This window comes from Pseudomonas fluorescens (assembly GCF_902497625.1).
Lineage (GTDB): Bacteria > Pseudomonadota > Gammaproteobacteria > Pseudomonadales > Pseudomonadaceae > Aquipseudomonas > Aquipseudomonas fluorescens_BQ.
In genome coordinates this window covers 19,265-44,168 of sequence record NZ_CABVGX010000033.1, presented here as the reverse complement: position 1 = coordinate 44,168, position 24,904 = coordinate 19,265, and the positions used below count along the sequence as shown (strand labels likewise).

Here is a 24,904-nt window from a genome sequence, read left to right as displayed (position 1 = left end):
CCCGCAGCGACGAAGCGTTCACCCTGCTGGCGGGCATCGCCCAGTTCTTCAAGCAGACCGAACCCCAAAGCCCCGTCCCTTATCTGATCGAACGCGCGATCAAATGGGGCAACATGCCGCTCGAAGGATGGCTGAACGACGTGATCAAAGACAGCAATGTGGTGGACAGCATCCGCGATGTGCTGGGAACCAAGGAAGGCAAACCCTGATCTCCACGCGGCGTGATCAACCGTCCAGCACTACGCTCAACCCCCGCGCACCGGTACTGCGCAGCAGATCAGTGCTTAATCGATCGGCAAATTTGTGTCAAAAGATTTGCAGGCAGCCCGTTACATACATACCATCGGGGCGGGTGCACTGCTGCATGAGGCGCAGTGCAGGTTAATCTCAAGCGTTGGTCGGGCCGCCAGCGGAGAAAACCAGTGCCCGAAAATAAGCCTTCGCCTGCCCTCATCCCCCGTCCTCAAGTGCTCACAGAGAAGGCGCTTGCAGCGCTTGAACGGTTTTCACACATCGAAGCTGTCAGCGGGATCGTGCTGCTGATTGCAGCCATAACAGCGCTAGTCTGGGCAAACAGTTCCTTTGCCGAGAGCTACGAACACCTGTGGCACACGCAGATCACCCTTGGTTACGGTGACGTCAGCGTCTCGCGTTCCCTTCATTTCCTGGTCAATGACGGCCTCATGACCATCTTCTTTCTGGTCGTCGGTGCGGAGATTCGTCAGGAAATCCATGATGGCGCTCTGGCCAGCTTCAAGATGGCTTTGCTCCCGCTGGGGGCGGCACTCGGTGGCGTGGTGGTTCCGGCCCTGATCTACATCGCGATCAACCATGGGACGGCAGCCAGCAATGGCTGGGCCGTGCCGACTGCAACAGATATCGCGTTTGCTGTGGGCGTGCTGGCCTTGCTGGGCAAGTCGATCCCCGGAGGCGTGAGGGTATTGTTGCTGGCGCTGGCGATCATCGATGACATCGTGGCCATTCTGATCATCGCGGTGTTCTACACCGCCAGCCTGGACTACACAGGAATCGCCATCGCCTCAGTCGGTATCCTGATGCTGCTGATGTTCCAGCGAATGGGCCTGAGCAGGATGGCTCTTTACATCTTGCCGGGTGCGATCATCTGGTATGGATTGCTGAAAACGGGTGTGCATCCGACCCTGGCGGGCGTGATTCTCGGGTTGATGAGTCCGGTGCGTTCAATGCCTATGAAGGAACGACCATTGGATATGATCCAGAGAAGTTTCCACGATCTGCTGGACAGATTCTCCTCCAGGGATGCTCCCGATCAATCGGTCGCCAAGCCACTGAAAGAACTCCTTCAAGCTCAGCGCGAGATGCTGTCTCCGGTACAGCGTATTCAAATGGCACTTCATCCATGGGTGGCATTCTGCATCATGCCGCTGTTCGCGTTGGCCAACGCGGGAGTGAGCTTCGCCGGCGCCGATCTTGGCAACGCACTGTCCCAGCATGTCTTCATCGCGGTGGCGCTGGCACTGGTAGTCGGCAAGCCTGTAGGGGTGATTTTGGCCTCGTGCCTGCTCGTCAAAATGAAATGCTGTGAGCTGCCCACCGGCGTGACCTGGTCTGGCATCGTCCTCGTTGGCCTGCTCGCCGGTATCGGCTTTACCATGTCGATCTTCATTGCGTCGCTGGCTTTCAACGATGCCGCCCTGCTGGCGGCGGCAAAGCTCAGCGTGCTGTGCGCTTCAAGTGCTGCAGCAATAGTGGGGGTTGTCTGGGGTGTGCTACGGCGTACACCCAAGCACCGATAGCCAGAGCAAAAAGCGAATACGCCTGAGTCGGCGTGCACCTATTGCAGGGGCACGCCCTGCCACCAAAAGTGTGGCTTGACATCTGGGTTGGCCTTCATCAAAGCATGAGTTTGATACCCCACAGCGCTGCCATTCCTGCAACGAGTGTCAGCACTGTGCTTCGGGTTTTCCAGGCGACCCACGCAGCCAGGATGGCTGCGGGTATCTGAGGATTATCGACGGCAAATTGACCCTGGCCCGGCGGATACACCACCGCAGGTAACACCAGCGCTGCCAGCACACTCGCCGGCACATACACCAATGCCCTACTCAGCAGCAGGGGAATTCGCCAGCGCCCGTGAAGCTCGATGAACGAAAGACGCATGATGAAAGTCCCGACGCCGACCGCCAGGAACACGCCCCACAACGCCAGATCACTCATGGACGGTCTTCCTGATTATCCAGGTGCTGCTCGCCGTTTTTTTCGCGAATGCTTTCAATCACCAGGCCGGCAAGAACTCCGCCGATTGAAGCGGTAACCAAACCCAGGTTGTAGGGCAGATTAACCGCCATCACCGCAATCAGGCCGCCCACCGCAGCGGCGCCCAAGGTCGGCGCGCTGCGAATATTTGGAACCAGCAGCGCCAGGAACGACAGCGGCACGGCAAAGCTCAGCGACCACGTCGGCGGGATGCTGGCGCCCAGAAACACACCAACAATCACCGAAAGCTGCCAGGTCAGCCACATCGCAATCGCCGTACCGGCAAAAAAATGCGGCGCAAATCGGCCCGGTTCTCCGGACAGGAATTTCAGGCTGCACAGTGCGTAGGACTGGTCGGACAGCATGTAGGACACGGGCCAGGTCCAGCGACGAGGTAAATGGTGCAGGTAGGGAGCCAGCGAAGCGCTGTACATGATGAAGCGCGAATTGATGATCAGGGCAGTGGCGATAATCGCGGCTGGCAGGGCACCATTGTGCAGAAGCTGCAGGGCCACCAGCTGCGCCGAACCCGAGTAGAACAACAGCGTCATGCCGATGCTCATACCCGGCGACATGCCCAGTTCGATCGCCAGAACGCCGGTGACCAGGCCGAAGGGAATGACGCCGGGCGTTAACGGAATGAGCGTGCGGACCCCATGTAAGAAAGCTTCTGTTCCTGTTCGGTAAGTCATGTTGCTCCCGTGACATCAGCCGCGCGCAAGTGATCATCCTGCCCTGACCCAGGGTCTGGCCGGGACGGCTGAAGTCAGTCGTTCACCCCGTATCAGGCAAGTTGAAAACCATGCCGCAACGGATCTCTGTCGTCCACGAAAATCGTGTTGTGGCCGGTGATCTGCGCCCAGCCACCGATACTCCGCAATTCGAGCAAGCTTGCCCCTACGGGACCTGCTCCCGACACCATGCCTGCAGCCTACACAAACCTGTACTCAGCCGATGCTGCTGCGGCCCCTGACTGCTGATACCGGAAAAAGCGGCGGTCAGCCGTACACGGCGAACACGCTCGGTGCGATTGCCTGCTGACGCCGGTAAAATCACTCGGCGTTTCAGCAAGAAACGGTGCGTGACGCCTTGCAGGAAGTCGGTATAGGCTCATCGACAGCCTTTTGCTCGCCCCGCACCAGGACTATGGAAGTCGCAATGCCCAAACGCGAAAACAAGGCAGTCGCTGCCAGACCCCTTGCATCTACCGGAGCAAGTGGTGGATATCTGTACCCGGTTGCCATCGGTGTTTTGCTGGCGGCAGTCGCTGCCATCGGCTGGTTTTTGTTGAGTCGGGCCCCGGAGACGCCCAAGCCTGCAGCTCCACCTGCCGCTATCGTCGCGGCACCGGTCAGCACGCCACAACCGGCGGTCACACCCGCCACGATGGTCGACGAACAGCAATGCCAACGTTGCCACAGTGAGCAGGTCAAATACTGGCAGGGTTCTCATCACCAGTTGGCGATGCAGCCGGCTACGGCCCAGACCCTGCTGGGGGACTTCAACAATGTCACGGTCAAAGCCGAAAAAGAGACCGTGCGCTTCTCCCGCAAAGGCGATGAATTCTGGGTCAACACGCCCGGTCTCGATGGCAAGAATAATGACTTCAAAGTGGCCTACACCTTTGGCATCGCGCCGTTGCAGCAATACCTGATCGAAGTCGGCGAAGGTCGCTTGCAAGCCTTGGGCGTGGCGTGGGATACGGAAAAACATCGCTGGTTTCACCTGTATGCCGGTCAGGGCGTGAATTTCAAGAACCCACTGCACTGGAGCAAGCCGAGCCAGAACGCCAACTTCATGTGCGTGGAATGTCACACCACCGGGTTCAAGCGCAATTTCGACGCCAACTCCGGGACCTTCGCCAGTCGCTGGAACAGCCTGGGCGTAGGCTGCCAGGCCTGCCATGGCGCGGCCTCGAATCACCTCGAATGGTCGGCGAAAAAAACCGATTTGATCCATGCCGGCTTTGCCGTGGACCTTAAGGACAAGGACTCCACCGTCGAGATCGAAACCTGCGCTCGCTGCCACGCGCGCCGGGCGCCATTGGGTGACGGTTTCACCGTCGGCAAGCGGCTCATGGATGATTACCTGCCCAGCACGCTGACGCGTGAACTCTATGCACTGGATGGCAAAATCAAGGACGAAGTTTTCGAGCACGGCTCGTTTGCCCAGAGCAAAATGTTTGACAAAGGTGTGCGTTGCAGCAATTGCCACAACCCGCACAGCAATGAACTGAAAGCCCCCGGCAACGGCGTGTGCCTGCAATGCCACAACAGCGCCGGCCAGACCCGGGTCGCAGGCGTAGACGGCCAGGGCCTGCAAGCGAAGAACTACGACTCCATCGAACACACCCGTCACGCTGCCGGTACACCCGGGTCGCAATGCGTGGATTGCCACATGCCCGGCAGGTTTTACATGGGCAACGACTTTCGCCACGACCACAGCTTCAGCATCCCGAACCCGGAGCGGGCGCAAAAACTCGGCACACCGGACGCGTGCCTCACCTGCCACCAAGGCAAGGCGGGTGATAAAATCACGGCCCAGTTCAAAACATGGAACGCCTCCAGCGCGCCTCAGTCTCCCCGTTACGATGAGAGCCTGTGGTTGATCCGCAATGGCCAGCCGGGCGCAGCGCAAGCCCTTGATGAACAGCTGCAACACAGTGATCTGCCGGCGATTCGACGCGCCACGTTGCTCGCTGAGCTGCCGCTATACCCCAGCGAACAGGCGCTCACGCGGGCGACCGAGGCGCTTCGCAACACCGCGCCCGAAGTACGCGAAAGCGCAGTGCGCGCGATCAGTGCGTTTCTCCTACCGCCGGAGCGCGCGCCGTTGCTCACGCCGTTACTGGCAGATCCGGTCAAGGCCGTGCGCATCGCGGCGGCGTGGGAGCTGCTGAGTGTCGGCATCAATGGCCTCGGCGCGGCACAAGCCAATTGGCAGGCGGCGATCGGTGAATACGAGGCCGTGCAAAAAAGCGTGGCGGAGCGCGCAGAGGCCAACCTGAATCTGGCGATGTTGTATCAGGCCAGTGGCCACCGTTCGGAAGTTGAAGGTCTGCTGCGCACTGCGCTCAAACGCGATCCGGACTTTTTTCCGGCGCTGGTCACGCTGGTGCAATGGCTGGAGGCTGGCGGGCGAAGCTCGCAAGCGCAGCAATTGCTGGCCAGCGCTCTGCAACAACATCCAGACGCAGCGTTGCTGCAGCACGCCCAAGGATTGGCGCTGATTCGCGCCGGTAACGCGGCCGCCGCCATGACGCCTTTGGAGAAAGCCGCGCAACTGGAGCCGCAGAACGCGCAATACGGTTATGTGCTGGCGGTGGCCCTGCATGGGAGCGGCAAAGTGGATCAAGCCTGCGAGGAACTGGAGCGTCTGCTGAAAGTACAGCCCGCAAACAGAAATGCGCGTCTATCGTTGATCCAGTATTACCTCGACAGCGGGCAGGAGCCGAAAGCTCAGGCAGTGATGCAAGCGTGGAAAAAAATCAATCCCAAGGATCCAGCACTGAAGTAAGCATTACGAACGGGGACGACCTGGGCCATTGCATTCAGCTCGCAAAACGAACTTGCCAAGGCCGTCACGTGCGGACGAACTGTTTGCGATTCGCGCCGAAGCCTATGGTGAAGAACCGCAGGTTGCTCAAACGCTGGTGGAGGTGGTCGCGCTTGGCGTGTCCACCGCCATGATCGAGATCAAATGCGTGGCCCGATTATAAACGCTCATAATTGACCTGCATTTAACCGACGGGGCTTGAATGAGCATCAGCGTCATGGCGGGGTTTGAACGAGTCAGAAGTCACCGACCGACGTTTCTGACCGTGCGGGCACGATTGATGCTCTACTGAACAATCGAGCCAGCATGATGCGCGGTTGAACGTTCAGGTTTGGACTGCCATGCGATTATCCGGTTTCATCCTCGAAAATATCGAAGCCATCGTCCAGGAATGGGAAAACTTCGCCCGGACCATGGACGCCCCGGGCAAGCCACTCGATACCGAGGCATTGCGTGACCATGCCGAACTGATGTTGCGCACCATTGCGGCGGATTTGCAGACAGAGCAGACCGCGCAGGAACAGGTCAGCAAATCCCGGGGGCATGGCGTGTCGGAGGATGAAACCGCAGCCAAGTCACACGCCATTACCCGGTTGATGTCCGGGTTCACCATAGATCAACTGGTGTCGGAGTTCCGCGCGTTGCGCGCGAGCGTGATCAGTCACTGGATGAAACGGGCGAAGGCTGGTACGCCGGCGATCGGCTGGAGCAGATGTTTTCCAATCTGATCAATAACGCCGTGCAGCACGGCGATGGTCGCGAGCCCGTTACAGTCACGCTGGAAGTCACCGCAGACAAGCTGCTGTTCAGCGTTCACAACAGTGGCACCGTGATACCGGTAGAGGTCCTGCCGTTCATCTTCAATCCAATGGGACGTTATTCGCCGCAAGCGTCGATTGATCACGGGCCCTATTCCAGCCTTGGTTTGGGTCTGTTCATTGCCGATCAGATCGTTGGCGCACATGGCGGCTGCATCGAAGTGTCCTCGGCGACCAAGACCGGGACAAAATTCGCGGTCGTTTTGCCGATGCAATGAACCTGAGCCATTGTCCCGTTATAGTGGACAGTCAAACCGTTTTCAGCCCCTTTATCGTCTCGCAGGACTTCCTTAATCTGAGCCCATGTTGAACGACAGCCAACCCACTCGATAAAGGAATTCACCATGACCACTTACAACCGCCTGAACAAAGATGACGCCGTAGTCCTGATGATCGACCACCAGACCGGTCTGATCTCGCTGGTACAGGACTTCTCGCCCAACGAGTTCAAGAACAACGTGCTGGCCCTGGCTGACGTAGCCAAATTTTTCGCGCTGCCGACCATCCTCACCACCAGTTTCGAACAAGGTCCTAATGGTCCGCTGGTTCCAGAGTTGAAAGAGATGTTCCCGGATGCTCCATACATTGCCCGTCCTGGCCAGATCAACGCCTGGGACAACGAAGACTTCGTCAAAGCCATCAAGGCCACTGGTCGTAAACAGCTGATCATTGCCGGTGTGGTGACTGACGTCTGCGTGACCTTCCCGACGCTGTCCGCACTGGCCGAAGGGTTTGAAGTGTTTGTGGTCACAGACTCCTCGGGCACATTCAACACCAGCGTGCAGCAGGCTGCATGGAACCGCATGACCCAAGCTGGGGCGCAAATGATGAACTGGTTCTCGGTAGCCTGTGAGCTGCAAGGCGACTGGCGCAACGACATCGAGGGCCTGGGCAACCTGCTGTCCCAGCGCATCCCGAACTATCGCAACCTGATGAACAGCTACTCGGCAATGGTTGCGCGCCAGGTGTAATCTCGGCTCAGATGTACGACGCCCGGTTCCTGCAAGGAGCCGGGCTTTCTTTCGTTCGAATTTTGCCGCAACTCAGTGATCAGGCAGCCCTGTCGCACTGACGCCAGAATCGACACTGCCAGACTATGCTGTACAGTGTGCGCCATGAACCCGTACACCTATTCATTAAGTGACTGGGTTCGCTCACCAATAAGGTGCAGTCCCCACAGTTGGGGAGTGCATCCTTCCTAGTTGATACCGATGTTATCCGTAACTCCATTTCTCAACTAAAATGACATCACAATGACTTCATTTGCTGTTAGTAGCGGCTAAGACTGTAAAACTAGCAAAAAGTTTAATTCCTCCGACAGAAAATAAATCCCATTACTCATCAATAGCTTACGAGCCATCATTTTTGCTTTTCGATAAAAGGCATTCTTTTTGACTTGTAGCGTTTGACAGTTCATGAAGACTGGACGATAACTATATCGGCTCGGAGATCCATCCTAATTGCGTACTGCAACTTAGGTCTCTCTGGGCAGAGCGAAACCAGCGCAAAGATATTTACTTAGGGTCGCAAGTATCGACCGTGCGGTAGCTTTGCCCTGACAAAAGTCGATGACCCTTTCATTGCCGATGTGAATTTAGTTAGAACCAAAGGCGATTTGAGCAGTTGTGATTAATCGCCTGGCCGAAATTGACCGAACTATTTTAACTACTGCTCACAACTGTTTCATTACTGATACACCAACTCCCCCACAATAACAATTGACGCTTGTTTACTGACGATTCCCCGGCCTCCATGGGCCACTGCCTACTAGCTGCATGATGGCAAGCGCGATGGCATCGGTGTTCCTGTCGCCTGCTGAACTATCTACGCTATGTATGGAGCTCCCCCATGCAAGAAGTAATCGCCCACCCTTCCAAATGGTATCTGTTGCAATGCAAGCCACGGCAAGATGAGCGAGCTCAAATCAACCTTCTGCAACAGAACTACACAACCTTTTGCCCTCAACTGGTTGGTGAACGCTTGCAGCGGGGCAAGCGCTTGCGAACGCTCGAGCTGCTGTTTCCGGGCTACTTGTTCATTCGGTTGAGCCGCGAAGATAACTGGGGCCCTATCCGTTCCACGCGGGGCATCAGCCGCATCGTCGAATTCAATCACGGTCCTGCCACAGTGCCCGATCACGTCATCGAGCATTTGCGCACACGCTGCATCAATTCCCTGGAACCGCATTCCGAGCCCACCCTTGAACCCGGTGACACGCTGCAAATCATCCGCGGCCCGCTGTCGCCACTGGAAGGCGTTTTCATGTCCATGCTCGGTGCCGAGCGCGTCATGCTTTTATTGCAGTTTCTAAACAGAGAACAGCAGGTATGTGTGCCCTTGAGTCACCTTGAACGACAGCCAATGGCAGCTATAAACAAATGACTAATAAATGAAAGCCAAGCTGTTCTCATCAGGAGCAAACATATGGGTTTGAAGTCCAACTGCCCTCTCATGCTGGTCATGGTCTCTTTTTATCCTGGCATTGCCTGGAGCCTGGAACCGCAACCGATCGATGTTTACGGATTCGACTTCACCCCCACTTTGTTATTTTCCGAGAGTTACGACGACAACTTCCGCGAGCTGGAGCACGACGCCGAGTCAACGATGGTGACTAGAATTGCCCCCACATTTGAACTCAAGGCCGAAGACCGCAACAGCGGCACGCGCCTGATCTGGCAGCCGACTCGATACATCTATCACGAGGACTCCGATGCCTCGAACACCGCGCAACGGTTGCGCGCAGACAGCGTGATGGAGTTCACCGACCGTCATCGCCTGAAACTCGAAGCTGAGGCGCGCAAGTACGAACGCACTACGTCCACCGCGGTCGACGGCATCAACGACGAGATCAGCAGCCAGCGCGTTGGCGGCATTTATACCTACGGGGCCAAGAGCGCTCTGAATCAGATTGATCTGGGCGCCAGCTACGATCGGCTTCGCTATGACAACGCCGACGGCATCAACGATGACAAGGAACGCGATACCACCGCGCTGTCCACCACCTGGTATCACCGCCTCGGCAGCAACACGCGCAGTTTGCTCGAGTACGACCACAAGATTTTCGACTACGTCGAACCGAACAGCCCGCGCAGCAGTAAATCCAATGCCGTGCTGGCAGGTGCCGAGTGGGATGTGACTGCCCGTACCACCGGCAAGGTGCGCATTGGCTATGAGCGCAAGGAATTCGATGAAAACGAGTCCGGCGATCTCAGTAACCCGACCTGGCAGGTCAATCTGGACTGGAAACCGCGGACCTATTCCAAGTTTACCTTCCTGGCCAGGCAGGCCATGGCCGAAGGTGACGATGGCTCCGATGCCGTCAAAGCGACGTTCACCCAGGTCGGCTGGCGCCACGGCTGGACCGATCGAATTACCACCGTGGCTGAAGCCGGTATGGGTCGCTACGAATACGAAGGTCAGGACCGCACCGACAATCTGCAGGATTACAACCTGGCGGTGGTGTACGAGATGCGGCGCTGGCTGGACATTGAGCTGGGCTATCGGCACCGCGACAACGATTCCGATGCCGACAATGAAAGCTTCAAACGCAATGTCTTCCAGATCAGTTTCAACGTAAGCCTCTAGAGGTTCTCCCCCCATGAACTCGCGCATTTTCGTGCTTCTGCTCGCGCTCTGGCTGCTGCCTGGCGCTCACGCAGCGGAACCCGGCACTCAATACAAACTGGCGGCCGGTGACGTCTTGCGGATTATCGTGTTCGGCGAGCCGGATCTGAGTATGAAAAAGATCCGGCTCAGCGATGCCGGCACCTTTTCCTACCCGTTCCTGGGGGAAATCAACGCCTTGGGACTGACCCCGGGCCAGGTGGAAAAAATCATCGTCGACGGCCTCAAGCAGGGCTATCTGGTCGACCCCAAGGTCAGCCTCAGTCAGGTCGAATACCGCTCGTTCTACATCAACGGCGAGGTGCAGAAACCCGGCAGCTATCCGTTCGTGCCCGGGCTGACGCTGGAAAAAGCCATCGCCCTGGGCGGCGGGCTGACGGAGCGGGCCTCGATCAAGCGCGTCACCATCGTGCGCGGTGACGGCGGTCCAACCCTTACCGATGCGGTGACCCGCAACACTGTCATTGCTCCCGGCGACACCATTTCCATTGCACAAGGGTTTTTCTAATCATGGACAACAGCCCTAGCACCTACATAGAACGCCCTCTTCAAGCGCATCTGTATCAGCCGCACAGCGAAGAGAAGGACACCATAGACCTGATGAAGCTGTGGCGGGTGATCTGGCGCGCCAAGTGGAACATCGGCTGGCTGGTGCTGCTCAGCGTGGCACTGGCGATTGCGGCGGTGTCGATGATCACTCCTCAGTACGTGGGCAGCGCGACCCTGTTGATCAACGAAAAAAACCCGCCGCTGATGTCGTTTCAGCAGGTCAAGGACTCGTCGAGCAATTCCTCCGATTACCTGCAGACCCAGCAAGCGCTGCTGCAATCGCGGGAACTGGCTGAACGGGCGGTGAGAAAGCTCAACCTCACAACCAACCCGATCACCGATCCAAGGCAACAACCCAAGCCCTGGTTCACCCCGCGCAAATGGCTGGCCGAACTGAACAGCGGCCAATGGCTGCCGGGGCTGGCCTTTCTGACTCCAGTGCAAGCCACGCCGACGGAACAGGACATCTTCAATCAGGTCACGCAGAACCTGATGCTGCACACCAGCATCAAATTTGTCGGCAAGAGTCAGCTACTGGAAATCGAAGTGGAACTGCCTGACCCGAAACTGGCCGCCGACGTAGCCAACGCGCTGGCTCAGGGCTTTATCGACAGCCAGCTCGACACCAGTGTGAAGTCCTCGCAAACCACCACCAGCTGGATGAATACCCGCCTGGTCGAACTGCGCGACAATCTGCGTCGCGCCGAGAACAAACTGCAGGGCTACCGCGAAGAGCAAGGCCTGGTCGATGTCGGCGGCGTGGCCACGATCAGTGCCAACGAGTTGGAGATGACCGGCAATCGCATGATCGATGCGCGGCGCAATCGGGCTGAAGCCGAGAGTCAATATCGTCAGGCCAAGTCCCTGAGCAATGGCGATCTCAGCCGGTTGTCGAGTGTGCCGGCGGTGCTGACCAATCCACTGGTGCAGCAGTTTCAGGGCGAACTGGCCAAGGCGCAGGCCAAGGTCGAGGAGCTATCGGGTCGTTACGGGCCGAAACACCCGGCATTGGCGTCGGCGCAGTCGGAATTGCGCGCCGCCACCACCAGTTTGCGCCTGCAAGTGCAGCAAGTGATCGCCGGTATCGAGCGCCAGTATCAGCTGGCGGTGGCCAGCGAACAGGCCTTGCAAGGTTCGTTCAATACCAACAAGGCGCAGATTCAGGACATCTCGCGCAAAGAGTTTCAGCTGCGTGAATTCCAGCGTGAAGTCGACAGCAGCCGTGCCTTGTACGAAACCTTCATCACTCGCTTGAAGGAAACCGCCGCCACTTCGGATATGGATTCCACCAAGGTGCGCATCGTCGACCCGGCCATTGCCCCGCTGGAAGCGAGCAAGCCGCGCAAAGCGCTGATCGTGGCGATCGTCGCGGTGGTTGCCGCGTTGATCGGGGTGATCATGGCGTTCCTGTTCGATACCTTGAGCAACACCTTCAAGACTGACGACAGCATCGAAAGCACGCTCAATACTCCGCTGCTCAGCGTTGTGCCGTTGGTCATGAAGAAAAGCCGCCGGCAACTGGCACGCCTGTTTGACGACAACGATCACCCGCGTTTTTCCGAGACCATCCGCAACCTGCGCACCTGGCTGATGCTGCAGAGCAATGAGCGGCCGGCGCAGGTGGTACTGGTCACCTCGACCGTCTCTGGCGAAGGCAAAAGCACCATCGCCAACAACCTCGCCTGCTCGCTGACGCCCCTGGAGCGGGTGCTGTTGATCGACGCCGACCTGCGCCAGCCGACCTTGTCGTCGAACTTCGATTTCCCCGCCGATGCCCCTGGGCTGGCCAACGTGATTGCCGGCACCGCACGCCTGGAAGACTGCATCCGCACGGTGGGTAACCTGGATATGTTGCCGGCGGGCAATGTCTCGCCCTCCTCACTTGACATGTTCAGCTCGCCACGTTTGCCAGGGCCAGGTGAACACCGGCATGGCTCACGTCAGCCGCCGCCGCAGGACCTGCTCAGCTCGCCACGTGTGGCGCGCATGCTCGACGCGCTGAAAAGCCGCTACCGCCATATCATTATCGACTCGCCGCCGGCCGAAATGGTCAGCGACGCACTGCTGCTGGCCAAGCATTCGGATGCGGTGATCTACGTGGTCAAGGCCGAAAGCACCCCGGTCAGCCAAGTACAGAAAGGACTCGCCACGTTGCAGCAGAGCCACGCTCCAGTGTTCGGGATCGTGCTCAATCAGGTCGACCTGCGCAAGGCGCGCAAGTACGGCTATAGCCATTCGGACACTTTCTACGATTACGACTACGCCTCCAGGTAATAGCGCTCTTTGTGGGAGCGAGTTTGCTCGCGCTGAGGTCGCCCCCGTCAGCACAGATGTAGAACCCTAGACAGCCATCGCAAGCGAACTCGCTTGCACAGTGGCTCTGCTTGCACGCACTGCCTGTGCGTACCGCGCCTGAACCCTGCTGTTCTCTCAATCGAGTCACATACCCGCGTGCACACCACGCGCCGCTCCGATCCAGGGTTCGGCGCCGGTGCACGCCCCATGTCCAGAGGTTGAGCCGATGACTCCGCAATACACCGCTCAAGTTGCCCATCGCAAAGGCCTGACGTTCTGGGGCCAATGGCTGTGCGCGCTGACCCTGGTCAACGTGCTGTTGATGGTGCTCGTCTACTGGCGCGTTGGCGATCTGACCAGTCCCTACCGCGTGCTGATGATTCTCACGGTGCTCGGTTCGGTGCCGATCTATGGCGCCATGCAGGTCTACCACAAGCGCCATGGTTTGCTGGTCGGACTGGCGCGTTTGCTGGCCGGATGGCTGATCCTGCTGGGAGTGCTGATCAGCATCGCGTTCATCACCCAGACCAGCGCGATTTTCTCGCGCCAGGTAATCATCGTCTGGGCCATCGCCGGCTATCTGCTGCAAGCCGCCAGTTTCATCCCCCTGCATTGCCTGACCCGCCTGCATTCGAGCAAACGCTGCAACGAACGTCGCTCGGTGATCCTCGGTACTTGCCCGACCGCCCATGAACTGGCGCGCAAGCTATCGCGGCCGAACCGTGCGCGGGTGCTCGGATTTGTCGCCACCGCCGACCATGCCGGCCCGGCGCCGAGCATTCTGCCGCTGCTCGGCTCGGTCGATGACATCCGCGAGATCATCGATCGCATGGAAATCCGCCGCGTCTATCTGGTGCTGCCGATGGACAAGGCCGCGATCATCGAGGCGCTCTACATCGACTTGCTGGACATGAACGTCGACGTGGTCTGGATCCCCGATTTCAGCAGCCTGGTGCTGCTCAACCAATCGATCTCGGAAATCGAACGGATGCCGGCGTTCTATCTCAATGAAAGCCTGATCAGCTCGCACCCGGGCAGCCTGTTCTGCAAAGACCTGTTCGAACGTACCCTGGCGGCGGTGGCGATTGCCCTGCTCAGCCCGCTGCTGCTGGCCGTGGCCGTGGCGATCAAGCTCACCTCCCCTGGGCCGGTGCTCTACAAACAGAACCGGCATGGCTGTGACGGGGAAGTGATCCGGGTGTGGAAATTTCGCTCGATGCGCGTGCACAAGGATGACGAAGTGCGTCAGGCCACCCGCGACGACGATCGCGTTACCCCGCTCGGGCGCTTCCTGCGCCGCAGCTCGATCGATGAACTCCCGCAGTTGTTCAACGTGCTGTTTGGTGCCATGGCCCTGGTCGGGCCTCGTCCCCACGCAGTCACCCATAACATCTATTACACCGGCAAGGTCCGCGCCTATATGGCCCGGCATCGCCTCAAGCCGGGCATCACCGGCCTCGCGCAGATCACCGGCCACCGCGGTGAAACCGAGACGCTGGAAAAGATGCAGCAGCGCGTCGCCCAGGACCTCAATTACATCAACCAGTGGTCGCTGTGGCTGGACATCAAAATCCTCGTGAAAACGCCGTTCACCCTATTTTCCAAAAACATCTACTGACGCCCCCGGCCTGAGGTTTCACCATGAATGTGAGCGTATTCGGCATCGGTTATGTTGGACTTGTACAGGGCGCCGCGCTGGCGGAAGTCGGTCATTCGGTGATGTGCGTGGATGTCGACGCCGCGAAGGTCCAGGCGCTGATCGAAGGCACGTTGCCCATCTATGAACCCGGCTTGAAAAGCCTGGTGCGCGAGAACTACCAGAGCGGCCGCCTGCAATTCGGCACCGACCTGGCAGCTGCCGTGCGCCACGGTGATGTGCAACTGATCGCGGTCGGCACACCGCCCGACGAGGACGGCTCGGCAGATTTGCAATACGTGCTCGACGTGGCGCAAACCATCGCGCTGCACATGGACCGCTATCAAGTCATCGTCGACAAATCCACAGTGCCGGTCGGTACGGGTGACGTGGTGCGCGCGCGCATTGCCCAGGTACTGGCCGAACAGGGACGCAGCGATCTGACCTTCGACGTGATCTCCAACCCGGAATTTCTCAAGGAAGGCTGCGCCGTCGACGACTGCATGCGCCCCGACCGGATCATCATCGGCACCGACAGCGCACACGCTGAGGAGGTCATGCGCGAGCTGTACGAGCCGTTCAATCGCAACCGCGAGAAGATTATCGTCATGGATATTCGCAGTGCCGAGCTGACCAAGTACGCGGCCAATTGCATGCTCGCCACCAAGATCAGTTTCATGAACGAAATGGCCACGCTCTCGGAGAAGCTCGGCGCCGATATCGAAATGGTCCGCCACGGTATCGGCTCCGATCCGCGCATTGGCTACCAGTTCATCTATCCCGGCGTTGGCTACGGCGGTTCGTGCTTCCCCAAGGACGTGAAAGCGTTGATCCACGCGGCGACAGCGGTGGACATCGATGCCCGCGTTTTGAAGGCAGTCGAAGCGCGCAACAACGAACAGAAGACCACGCTGTTCAGCAAGATTTTCGAGCACTTCGGTGGTGCGCTGCAGGGCAAGACGTTCGCGCTGTGGGGTTTGAGCTTCAAGCCCAACACCGACGACATGCGCGAAGCCCCGAGCCGGGTGTTGATGGAAGGGCTGTGGAGGGCCGGGGCACGCGTGCAGGCCTTCGACCCCAAGGCGATGGAAGAAGCCCAGCGCCTGTATGGCGAACGCGACGACCTGATGCTCACGGGCACCAAGGAAGCCGCGCTGAAGAATGCCGATGCGCTGATCATCGTCACCGAGTGGCAGGCGTTCCGTGCGCCGGACTTTGACCTGCTCGCCCGCCACCTCAAGCAGCCGCTGATCTTTGACGGGCGCAATCTGTTCGATCCGCAACGCCTGGGCAAACGCGGTTTCACCTATGTTTCCGTCGGCCGGCAAACCTGGCCGGATGTCGTTGATGGAGGCATGCAATGATCAAGTTGAATGTGATCGAGCAATATTCGCCAGCGTTACTGGAGGCGAACAAAGCGTTCTCCTTCGTCAACTTTGCCTCCATCGGCAGCTTCCTCAAACACCCCTCTCACGCTGTCGCCTATTTTTGCGACGGCATGCTGATGTCGACCTTCATGTCGCGCCTGACCGGACGTGAGGTAGGCCGGGTCAGCTTTGACTTCACCTCCATCGCCGACCCGGTCTTCAGCCGCGCCGAGGCGCAAGGCAAACGGGTTTATTTCGTCGGGGCGCGGCAGGCGGAGCTGGAGCTGTTCATCGAAAAGATTCTGCTGCGTTATCCCGCGTTGCAAATTGCCGGGCATCACAATGGCTACTTCGATGCGCACTCGGTCGAAGCGATTCACACCGACATCTGCCGCAGCGATACGCACATCCTGATCGTCGGTCTGGGCGCCGGGTTGCAGGAACGATTTGTCCAGAATGCCCTGCACGCGGGCTTCAGCGGTGTAGCGTTCACCTGCGGCGGTTTCATTCGGCAAGAAGCCATGGCCACGCAGCAGTATTACCCGGCGCTGATCGATCGCCTGCACTTGCGCGCGTTCTATCGCATGTACCGCGAGCCGCACACGATCAAGCGCTACCTGATCGACTACCCGAGCAACTTTTGCCACCTGTTGGCGATGATTGTGCGACGCAAGCTGTCGATCAACATCAGCGCACCCTGAGCAGCGGGCCATTGACCATGCATATTCTGTTTATTCTGAAAGATTTCGAGCCCGATGGCGGTGTTGAACGGGTACAGCAACGTCTGGCCGAGCAATTTCTCAAGGATGGCCAGCGCGTCAGTTTTTTCGTGATCAACGGCGATACCCCGGACGCCATGGGCGCAGCAGCCCTCAATGGCGCCGGCAGCGGTGTGATCGGCATGCTCAAATCAATTGTTTTGTTGCGCCGGATTATTCGGCGCGAAAAAGTCACTCACCTGATCAGCGCCAAGGAACAGGCCAATCTGTGCACCTTTTTCGCCACCATGGGCCGTTCATGCAAGGTCATCTACACCCGCCACACTGCACTTGATTGTGCCGAGCAGAGAACCGGCGTCACCAGCCTGCGGCTGCTCTACGCCCTCTACCTTTGCAGCAGCGGCAAGGTCGTGACGGTTTCTCAAGGTCTGCGCAGCGCCCTCGCCGACTGGATCCCTTGGGGCCGCCGACGCATCAGCTATTGCCCGAACGCAGTGGTCACCGAGCACCTGCTCAATGCCGCGCAGACGCCCGTGCCCGCCAACTTGCCCAGCGAATTCTGGCTAGGGGTCGGTCGGCTGGTGGAACTCAAGGGTTTTCACTTATTGCTCGACGCTTATGCGCTGGCATTACGGCGCGAAACGCTGCCGGATCTGGTAATCGCCGGTGACGGCCCCCAGCGCGGCGCGTTGACCGCGCAAGCGCAACGTCTGGGCGTTGCAAACCGGGTGCATTTCACTGGTTTTTTGCGCAACCCCTATCCGCTGATCCGACGAGCCCGGCTGCTGGTGCTCAGCTCCTTCCATGAAGGCATGCCGACGGTGCTGATTGAAGCACTGGCTTTGGGCACGCCGGTGCTGGCCTGCGACTGTGAAACCGGCCCAAGAGAAATACTCGATCACGGCCGCTTCGGGCAATTGGTCAAGGTCAACGATGTGCCGGCGCTCGCCGAAGGCTTGCTGCAAAGCCTGGCGATGTCTGCCGCGCTCACGCCAGGCGGACAATCGCTGGCCGACGCCGTACGACCCTACACCAGCCATCACGCTGCGCAGGCTTATTACCAGGTATGGAACCAATCATGAAAAAGCTGCTGATCATTCTCCACGACCTCAGCGCTGGCGGCGCCGAAAAAATGATGGCACGGCTGGCCGGAGCGTTTGTCGACGCTGGCAATGACGTCACGCTGTTGCTGCTCACCGGTGGCGGACTTAACGTCGCCTTGGTCGATCCACGGGTCAAACAGGTTGAACTGAACAGCCCGCGTAGCGCCAGTGCAGTCCCGGCGCTGGCGCGCTTTTTACGGCACAACCGTTTCGATGCGCATCTGGCCGCCCTGACCCACGTCAATGTGGTGGCCATTGCTGCCTCGTTGCTTTCCGGGACGCTGCAGCGCCTGCACGTCAGCGAACGCAATGCATTTTCCCACGACAAACACGTCAACCCGGCGGTCGCGGTGCGCGCGGCGTACTGGCTGGCGCCGTTGCTCTACCGGCTGATTCCCAACCCGGTCATCTGCGTATCACGCGGCGTCGCGCAGGACCTGGTCGATACAACAATTGCGCGCAAACGCGATGTGACGATTGCCGATAATCCGGTGCTCGATAATGATTTCCTCGAGAATCCACCCGGCCTGCCCAGCCACCCCTGGCTGCTGGATAAAACCACAGCGGTGGTGGTTGCGGTAGGTCGTCTGGCTCCCCAGAAAGGCTTCGATACGTTGATTGCAGCCTTTGCTCGTCTGCCGGATTCAGGCACGCGTCTGATTATTTTCGGCGAAGGCAACCTTCGGGCGCAGTTGCAGGCACAAGCGGCTGCACTGGGGGTGGCCAACCGCGTTGATCTGCCGGGCTACACGCGCCAGCCCATGGCCGAAGTCGCGGCGGCCGATTGCTTTGTATTGTCGTCACGTTTTGAAGGCAGCCCGAATGCACTGGTCGAGGCATTGGCGACTGGTACGCCGGTAGTCTCGACGCGCTGCCCGCACGGTCCGCAAGACATTCTCGACAATGGCGCCGTCGCACCGTTGGTGGACGTCGACGATCCCGCGGCGCTGGCGCACGCAATCGCCGGTGAGTTAAGCGCCACTCGCGAAGAGCATCGCAAGACGCGCCTCGCCGCCGCCAACCGGTTTGTCAGCGGTCGCGCCGTACACACCTACCTGGCAGCGCTGCTGGGGGGCGAACGCTCATGAGAAAGCTGGAAGTCAGGTACTCCACGCTGCGCGACGGGTTTACGTTGTTCGGCGTGTTGTTCTACATCCAGGTGATTGCTTTTTTCCTCGGGCAAGGCGCTGCCTTGGACGATGCGCAGAGGGACATGGAGGGCAACGTGGTCAATCAGATCGGCGGACTGGTCACCTTGCTGGTCCCGCTGTTTTTCTTCATCCGCAACAAGGTGTTCCTGAGCAAAAGCTTCTACCGCAACAACTTCTTTCTGTTGCTGTTCCTTGCATGCGTGGCCGCCTCGATCAGTTGGTCCAGTGACCCGATGCTGAGCTTGAAGCGTTTTATCGCGATGCTCAGCGTCGTGTTCTTTGCCGGGTTCGTTGCCTACAACTACAGCATTGAGAAAATTGCATTCATGATCGGTTCGGTCATTGGCGCCGCAGCGTTGATCGGGCTGATCTTCGCCGTGATCAGGCCGGACATCGCTTTCATTTCGGGCGGTATTCGCGATGGCGCGTTCAAAGGGATTTTCACCGAGAAGAACGCTGGCGCGCGGATCAACGCGATTGCGATCCTGTTACTGCTGCCGATGATCCGCCAACGCAATCTGATGGCGATTTTGTATGCAAGCTTTTCGCTGGTCGCGATTCTGCTTGCGCAGTCGGCCACCGGCATTGCGCTGATCGTCACAGGAGCGGCCAGCTATTGGTACTTCCTGACAATGATCCGCCTACGAGTCAATCGATCGATGCTGGCGTTCTTCGCCGCGACCATTGTCTATCTGCTGATTTGCGCTTTCATGTACGGCAATTACACGCTGCTGCTGGAGATGATGGGACGCGATCCGTCGCTGACCGACCGCACGCTCATCTGGGAACTGCTGACGCCACTGATCGATAGCAAGTTTCTCAACGGTTACGGTTATGGCGCGTTCTGGTCGAGCCCCGATGCTGACGAGTTCATCAAGCGCTGGGGCTACATCGGTAATGCGCACAGCGGTTATATGGAAACCTTGCTCAATGGTGGCGCGCTGCAACTGGCGGCGTTGGTCCTGCTGTTCGCCGAGGCCCTGATCAAGCAGTACCGCGCGGTGACGGCTGACCGATCGGCACAGTTTCGCGCCAGTGCACTGGTGATTATCGCGCTGTTCATCGTCACCAATTACGTGGCGTACGTGATCCCGAACTACCGTTCTGCGGAGTTCCTGGTGTTCTGCACGCTGGCGCTGACCTTCCGCCACCACCACGCCAGACGCCCCGCGCCGGCACCTTACGCGTATGCGCCGGCCCAGGCGGTCCGTCAACAGAGCCTGTCCTCCGGGACCCGGTCCAAGGAGAAAAGCCCATGCTGAACGACGCGTCCCCATCACCCGGAACAGTGTGCGTGATCATTCCGTTGTACAACGCCGCCGCCAGCATCGAGCAGACACTGGCATCGCTGAGCCAGCAAACCCGCTTGCCGGATAACGTGATCATCGTCGACGACGGCTCCAGCGACGAAGGGCCGCAGATGGTCAGGGATTTTGTGGCGCCGTTTCCCGTGACGCTGCTGCAACAGGCCAACGAGGGGCCCGCGAGTGCGCGCAACAAAGGCATTTTCAAGGCTAAGGAGACCTTTATTGCATTTCTGGATGCCGACGATCAGTGGCACCCGGAAAAGCTCGAAAAGCAGTTGGCGCTGTACGCTGAGCTGACGCGCACGGGGCATCGGGTCGGTTTGATCGATTGCTATCAACTGAGCGTGTTCAGTGACGGCAAGGAGCAACGTGAAGAACGCTGTAAAAGCGGCAATCACTTCGCCGATTTCATGCGAGAGAACGTCATCAACGGCACCTCCGGGGTGGTCGTCAGGCGTGAGGCGATTGTTGCATTGGGCGGCTTTGATCAAAAGCTGCGTTACGCCGAAGACCGCTTGCTATGGACGCGCATCGCCGAGCACTGGGAAGTTCACACCGTGCCGCAAGTGTTGATCCGCCGTGGCGTCAACGCCAGCAACATCACCGCGCAGCCGCAAAAATACTACCCGCACAAACTCAAGTTCATTGAGTTGTACCTGGAGCTTTACGGCACCCGGCTGACACGCCAGCAGCGCATTGATTTTGTGCTGGCCAACCATGCCGATTTCCTCGGCACGTTCTCCCGACGCGGCGAACACGCACAGGTAATCAAGGTTTTTCAGAAGATGCTCAAGCACTCCTGGCAGACGCTGATTTTCTTCAACGGCAAACCGACCCTGCGCTACCTGTATGCGCGGATGAAAACACTGCGCAAAGCCCCCTGACCTGGCCGCGTCCGACACGAACCCTGACCACGCGCCCGTGAAAATGCGAAACCCGACTATGCGCCCTCGACACTGTAATTCTGTAGCAGCTGGCGAAGCCTGCGTCCGAGTGCGCAGCACTCGCAAATCCGGTAAACGCGGTTTCCCTGATGTGCCGCATAGTCTGGTTTTACGACTGCTGCGCAGCCGGACGCAGCCTCGCAGGCTCGGCAGCTGCTACGAGTGCTGACGACGGGAAACCGACTACGCCCGTGACAACGCGAAACCTGACCAAGCGCCCCTGATAACGCGAAACCTGACCACGCGCCCCCTGATAACGCGAAAACCGACTACGCGGCCGTGATAACGCGATTCTGTAGCAGCTGGCGCAGCCTGCGTCCGAGTGCGCAGCACTCGCAAGTCCGGTAAACGCGGTTTCCCTGATGCGCTGCATAGTCTGGTTTTACGACTGCTGCGCAGCCGGACGCAGCCTCGCAGGCTCGGCAGCTGCTACGAGTGCTGACGACGCGAAACCGACCACGCGCCCGTGACAACGCGAAACCTGACCACGCGTCCGTGATAACGCGAACCCTGACCACGCGCCCCCGACACCGTAATTCTGTAGCAGCTGGCGCAGCCTGCGTCCGAGTGCGCAGCACTCGCAAATCCGGTAAACGCGGTTTCCCTGATGCGCTGCATAGTCTGGTTTTACGACTGCTGCGCAGCCGGACGCAGCCTCGCAGGCTCGGCAGCTGCTACGGGTGCTGACGACGCGAACCCTTGACCACGCGTTCCTCATAACGCGAACCCTGACCACGCGTCCGTGATAACGCGAAACCTGACCACGCGTCCGTGATAACGCGAAAACCGACTATGCGGCCGTAACAACGCGAACTCTGACCACGCGCCCCCGACCCCGTAATTCTGTAGCAGCTGGCGCAGCCTGCGTCCGAGTGCGCAGCACTCGCAAATCCGGTAAACGCGGTTTCCCTGATGCGCCGCATCGTCTGGGTTTACGACTGCTGCGCAGCCGGACGCAGCCTCGCAGGCTCGGCAGCTGCTACGGGTGCTACGGGTGCTACGGGTGTTACGGGTGTTACGGGTGCTGGTTCCTTCGGTTCGTTGCTTTCCTTCTTTTTTGTTCGAATACCCAGGTTCCTTCCATGGCCAATCATCGTCTGGTTACATTGATCTGGATCTTCACCGAGAAATTCGGCCTGATTTTCCTCTCGATGATCACGTTCGTCGTGTATGCCCGCCTGCTGTCGCCTGCGGAACTGGGGATTGGCACCGTGATCATCGCCATTGTCGAAGTGGTCGGCATCATCTACTCCTCCGTGCTCGAAGATCCGCTGGTGCGCCAGGAAAAGCTGGACGACCGGCATATCTCGACCGCGTTCTGGTTTTCCGTGTTGATCAGTCTGGTGTCGATTCTGCTTATCAGCGGCCTGGCGCTGCAGTTTGCACCTTCGCTGGCGCTGGCATGGATGACGGCCGTTGCATCGGTGAAGATCCTTTTCACCATGATGGCTCGGGTGTACGTGGTGCAAATGCGCCGCAGCGGCAACTTCAAAATGCTCGCCACCCGTACGCTGCTGGGCAAGGTGCTGGGCGGTGTCGGCGGCATTGCGGTGGCGTTGTGGGGCTTTGGCGCCTGGGCGGTGATCGCGCAGGCGCTGATCATGGAGTTCGTTTCGGTCATCGTGCTGATGCGTGGCGAGCCCAAGCGGATCGCGTTCCATATCGACACCCGGTTCCTGCGCGAAACCCTCAGGTCGGGCACGCCGGTCGCGATCAATGTACTCAGTTCGCAAACCTTGCAACGCGGCGTCAACGTGGTGCTCGGGATGACTGCCGGAGCGAGCGCCGTCGGCATGTTCAACCTGGCGATGCGCATCATCGATCTGCCGCGCACGGCGATCTACAACGGCTTGATGAGTTACGCCTTGCCGGCATTCGCCCGACGCAGCGCGGATTCTTCGCGGCTGATCGGCATCATCAGCAACTCGACCGCGCTTAGCGGTTTTCTGCTGACGCCGCTGTTCATCGGCATCGCATTGACCGCCGACGACATCATCCTGCTGATCTTTGGCGCCAAGTGGGCCGACGCCATTCCTTTGCTGCAAGTGCTGGCCGGCACCGCCGCACTCGGCAACCTGGCCATGTATGCGACCACTGCGCTGGTCGCGGTCAATCGCAGCCGCCTCACCCTCAAAGCTGAAGTCGGCACCACCCTGCTCGCCCTGGCGCTGGTTTACAGCCTCGGCCCGGTCTACGGCGGCATGGCCGCAGCGCTGGCCCTGTTAATCCGCATGCTGATCATCACGCCCCTGCAGATTCGCGGCCTGAACACCGCCATCGGGTACGGCTGGCGCGCATTTGTCGAGTGCAACTACCGCAGCGTCATCGCCTCACTGGTGATGGCCGCCAGCGTGGTGACCTTTTCCACACAAGTGAGCCTGACCGGCTACGTGCACCTGATCGCCAACATCGCCATCGGCGCCCTGACATATGCCCTCGCCTACAGCCTGCTGCACCCGCGCTGGCCGCAAGAATTCAAGTCGGTTTTCACCTCCCGCTGAAACGGTTCTCGCACAGGAATCACACATCATGCTCAGAAAAACCACGCTGATCACAGGCGGGGCCGGCTTTATCGGTTCCCACACCGCGCTGACCCTCATCAACGCTGGCCAGCAAGTGCTGTTGCTCGATAACCTGAGCAACAGCTGTCGCGAGTCGATCACCCGTCTCGAGCAACTGACCCGCACCCGGGTCGAGTTCATCGAAGGTGACGTGCGCAACCAGAAGCTGCTGGATGACATCTTCAGTCACTTCGACATTGATGCGGTGGTGCATTTCGCCAGCCTCAAATCGGTCGAGCAAAGCGTCAGCAATCCGCTCGACTATTACGCCAACAACGTTGCCGGCACGCTCAACCTATGTCGGTCGATGGCGCGTGCGAAGGTGTTCAATCTGGTGTTCAGCTCATCGGCGACGGTTTACGGCGACCCCGCGCGAACGCCGATTCTGGAAGACCTGGGCACCGGCAAACCGACCAACCCGTACGGCCGCACCAAATTGATGATCGAGGAAATGCTCACCGACCTGACGCTCTCCGATCCGCGCTGGAGCATCGCGTTGCTGCGTTATTTCAACCCGATCGGCGCCCACGAAAGCGGCATGATCGGCGAAGACCCTACAGGCAAGCCGAGCAACCTGCTGCCGTGCCTGACCCAGGTCGCCATCGGCCGCATTCCTGAACTGACCGTCTACGGCAGCGATTACCCGACGATCGATGGCACCTGCGTGCGCGATTACATCCACGTCGTCGACCTTGCCGACGGACATCTCAAAGCCCTGCACGCCTTGCGCGACAGCAGCGGCGTGAATGTCTGGAACCTCGGCACCGGGGTTGGCTACAGCGTGCTGCAGATGATCCGCAATTTCGAGGCCGTCACCGGGATTAGCATTCCGTTCCAGTTCGCCCCGCGTCGCGCCGGCGACATTGCCCAGTGCTGGGCCGATGCAAGCAAGGCGGGACGAGAACTGGGCTGGGCTGCCGAACGTGACCTGGAACGGATGATCGTCGACAGCTGGCGCTGGCAGTCACACAACCCGCTCGGTTATCGCTCGCAACCGGCACTGAAATTTGCCCACAAGTAAGCCTTTGGCTCAGATGGAA

18 protein-coding genes and 3 pseudogenes are annotated in these 24,904 nt (G+C 59.2%); 18 read left to right on the top strand and 3 right to left on the bottom strand.

Annotated features, from left to right (window positions below; translation table 11 throughout):
* Nucleotides 1-8: 8 nt before the first annotated feature.
* A pseudogene (locus F8N12_RS19275) lies at nt 9-209 on the top strand (type VI secretion system protein TssA); the annotation flags it as partial.
* 213 nt (nt 210-422) lie between these two features.
* Complete coding sequence (gene nhaA / locus F8N12_RS19270) at nt 423-1,775, top strand: Na+/H+ antiporter NhaA (protein WP_150581920.1); 1,353 nt, start codon at nt 423-425, stop codon at nt 1,773-1,775.
* 97 nt (nt 1,776-1,872) lie between these two features.
* Here the strand turns inward: nhaA and F8N12_RS19265 are convergent, their stop codons facing one another.
* From F8N12_RS19265 to F8N12_RS19255, 3 genes and pseudogenes are all read right to left on the bottom strand, one after another.
* Complete coding sequence (locus F8N12_RS19265) at nt 1,873-2,196, bottom strand: AzlD domain-containing protein (protein ID WP_150581901.1); 324 nt, start codon at nt 2,194-2,196, stop codon at nt 1,873-1,875.
* Entirely contained in the window at nt 2,193-2,927 is a 735-nt protein-coding gene (locus F8N12_RS19260) for an AzlC family ABC transporter permease (RefSeq protein WP_150581900.1), read from the bottom strand. Before F8N12_RS19260 ends, F8N12_RS19265 begins: the two co-directional genes overlap by 4 nt.
* A gap of 92 nt (nt 2,928-3,019) precedes the next feature.
* Nucleotides 3,020-3,109: pseudogene (locus F8N12_RS19255) on the bottom strand (proline racemase family protein); the annotation flags it as partial.
* A gap of 284 nt (nt 3,110-3,393) precedes the next feature.
* On the opposite strand from F8N12_RS19255, the gene F8N12_RS19250 reads away from it, so the two are divergent.
* The 16 genes and pseudogenes from F8N12_RS19250 to galE all read left to right on the top strand — a co-directional run bounded on the left by F8N12_RS19250 (nt 3,394) and on the right by galE (nt 24,885).
* On the top strand, nt 3,394-5,751 hold the full coding sequence (locus F8N12_RS19250) for a tetratricopeptide repeat protein (RefSeq protein WP_150581899.1): 2,358 nt from the start codon (nt 3,394-3,396) through the stop codon (nt 5,749-5,751).
* Between the two features lie 380 nt (nt 5,752-6,131).
* Nucleotides 6,132-6,826, top strand: a pseudogene (locus tag F8N12_RS19245) (ATP-binding protein).
* Between the two features lie 126 nt (nt 6,827-6,952).
* Nucleotides 6,953-7,579, top strand: coding sequence for an isochorismate family cysteine hydrolase YcaC (gene ycaC, locus F8N12_RS19240; RefSeq protein WP_150581898.1), 627 nt, complete (start codon nt 6,953-6,955; stop codon nt 7,577-7,579).
* A gap of 877 nt (nt 7,580-8,456) precedes the next feature.
* The gene (gene rfaH, locus F8N12_RS19235) at nt 8,457-8,990 is read left to right on the top strand and encodes a transcription/translation regulatory transformer protein RfaH (RefSeq protein WP_150581897.1); all 534 of its coding nucleotides are present in this window, start codon (nt 8,457-8,459) and stop codon (nt 8,988-8,990) included.
* 42 nt (nt 8,991-9,032) lie between these two features.
* Nucleotides 9,033-10,193, top strand: a complete 1,161-nt coding sequence (locus F8N12_RS19230) for an outer membrane beta-barrel protein (RefSeq protein ID WP_150581896.1) — start codon at nt 9,033-9,035, stop codon at nt 10,191-10,193.
* A gap of 13 nt (nt 10,194-10,206) precedes the next feature.
* Nucleotides 10,207-10,740, top strand: coding sequence for a polysaccharide biosynthesis/export family protein (locus F8N12_RS19225; protein ID WP_150581895.1), 534 nt, complete (start codon nt 10,207-10,209; stop codon nt 10,738-10,740).
* A gap of 2 nt (nt 10,741-10,742) precedes the next feature.
* Nucleotides 10,743-13,055, top strand: a complete 2,313-nt coding sequence (locus F8N12_RS19220) for a GumC family protein (protein WP_150581894.1) — start codon at nt 10,743-10,745, stop codon at nt 13,053-13,055.
* Nucleotides 13,056-13,302: 247 nt separating this feature from the next.
* A complete protein-coding gene (locus F8N12_RS19215; protein WP_150581893.1) occupies nt 13,303-14,694 on the top strand; it encodes an undecaprenyl-phosphate glucose phosphotransferase in 1,392 nt (463 codons plus the stop codon).
* Nucleotides 14,695-14,717: 23 nt separating this feature from the next.
* The gene (locus tag F8N12_RS19210) at nt 14,718-16,076 is read left to right on the top strand and encodes a UDP-glucose dehydrogenase family protein (protein ID WP_150581892.1); all 1,359 of its coding nucleotides are present in this window, start codon (nt 14,718-14,720) and stop codon (nt 16,074-16,076) included.
* Entirely contained in the window at nt 16,073-16,780 is a 708-nt protein-coding gene (locus F8N12_RS19205) for a WecB/TagA/CpsF family glycosyltransferase (protein WP_150581891.1), read from the top strand. Before F8N12_RS19210 ends, F8N12_RS19205 begins: the two co-directional genes overlap by 4 nt.
* A 17-nt stretch (nt 16,781-16,797) precedes the next feature.
* A complete protein-coding gene (locus tag F8N12_RS19200) occupies nt 16,798-17,880 on the top strand; it encodes a glycosyltransferase (RefSeq protein ID WP_150581890.1) in 1,083 nt (360 codons plus the stop codon).
* On the top strand, nt 17,877-18,989 hold the full coding sequence (locus F8N12_RS19195) for a glycosyltransferase (protein ID WP_150581889.1): 1,113 nt from the start codon (nt 17,877-17,879) through the stop codon (nt 18,987-18,989). The genes F8N12_RS19200 and F8N12_RS19195 overlap by 4 nt, the downstream gene beginning before the upstream one ends.
* Complete coding sequence (locus F8N12_RS19190; RefSeq protein WP_150581888.1) at nt 18,986-20,314, top strand: O-antigen ligase family protein; 1,329 nt, start codon at nt 18,986-18,988, stop codon at nt 20,312-20,314. Before F8N12_RS19195 ends, F8N12_RS19190 begins: the two co-directional genes overlap by 4 nt.
* Nucleotides 20,308-21,243, top strand: coding sequence for a glycosyltransferase family 2 protein (locus F8N12_RS19185; protein ID WP_150581887.1), 936 nt, complete (start codon nt 20,308-20,310; stop codon nt 21,241-21,243). Before F8N12_RS19190 ends, F8N12_RS19185 begins: the two co-directional genes overlap by 7 nt.
* 1,142 nt (nt 21,244-22,385) lie before the next feature.
* Nucleotides 22,386-23,804 carry an oligosaccharide flippase family protein gene (locus F8N12_RS19180; RefSeq protein WP_150581886.1) on the top strand — a complete coding sequence of 473 codons (1,419 nt, stop codon included), beginning with the start codon at nt 22,386-22,388 and terminating at the stop codon, nt 23,802-23,804.
* Nucleotides 23,805-23,832: 28 nt separating this feature from the next.
* Nucleotides 23,833-24,885, top strand: a complete 1,053-nt coding sequence (gene galE, locus F8N12_RS19175; RefSeq protein ID WP_150581885.1) for a UDP-glucose 4-epimerase GalE — start codon at nt 23,833-23,835, stop codon at nt 24,883-24,885.
* Nucleotides 24,886-24,904 lie beyond the last annotated feature (19 nt).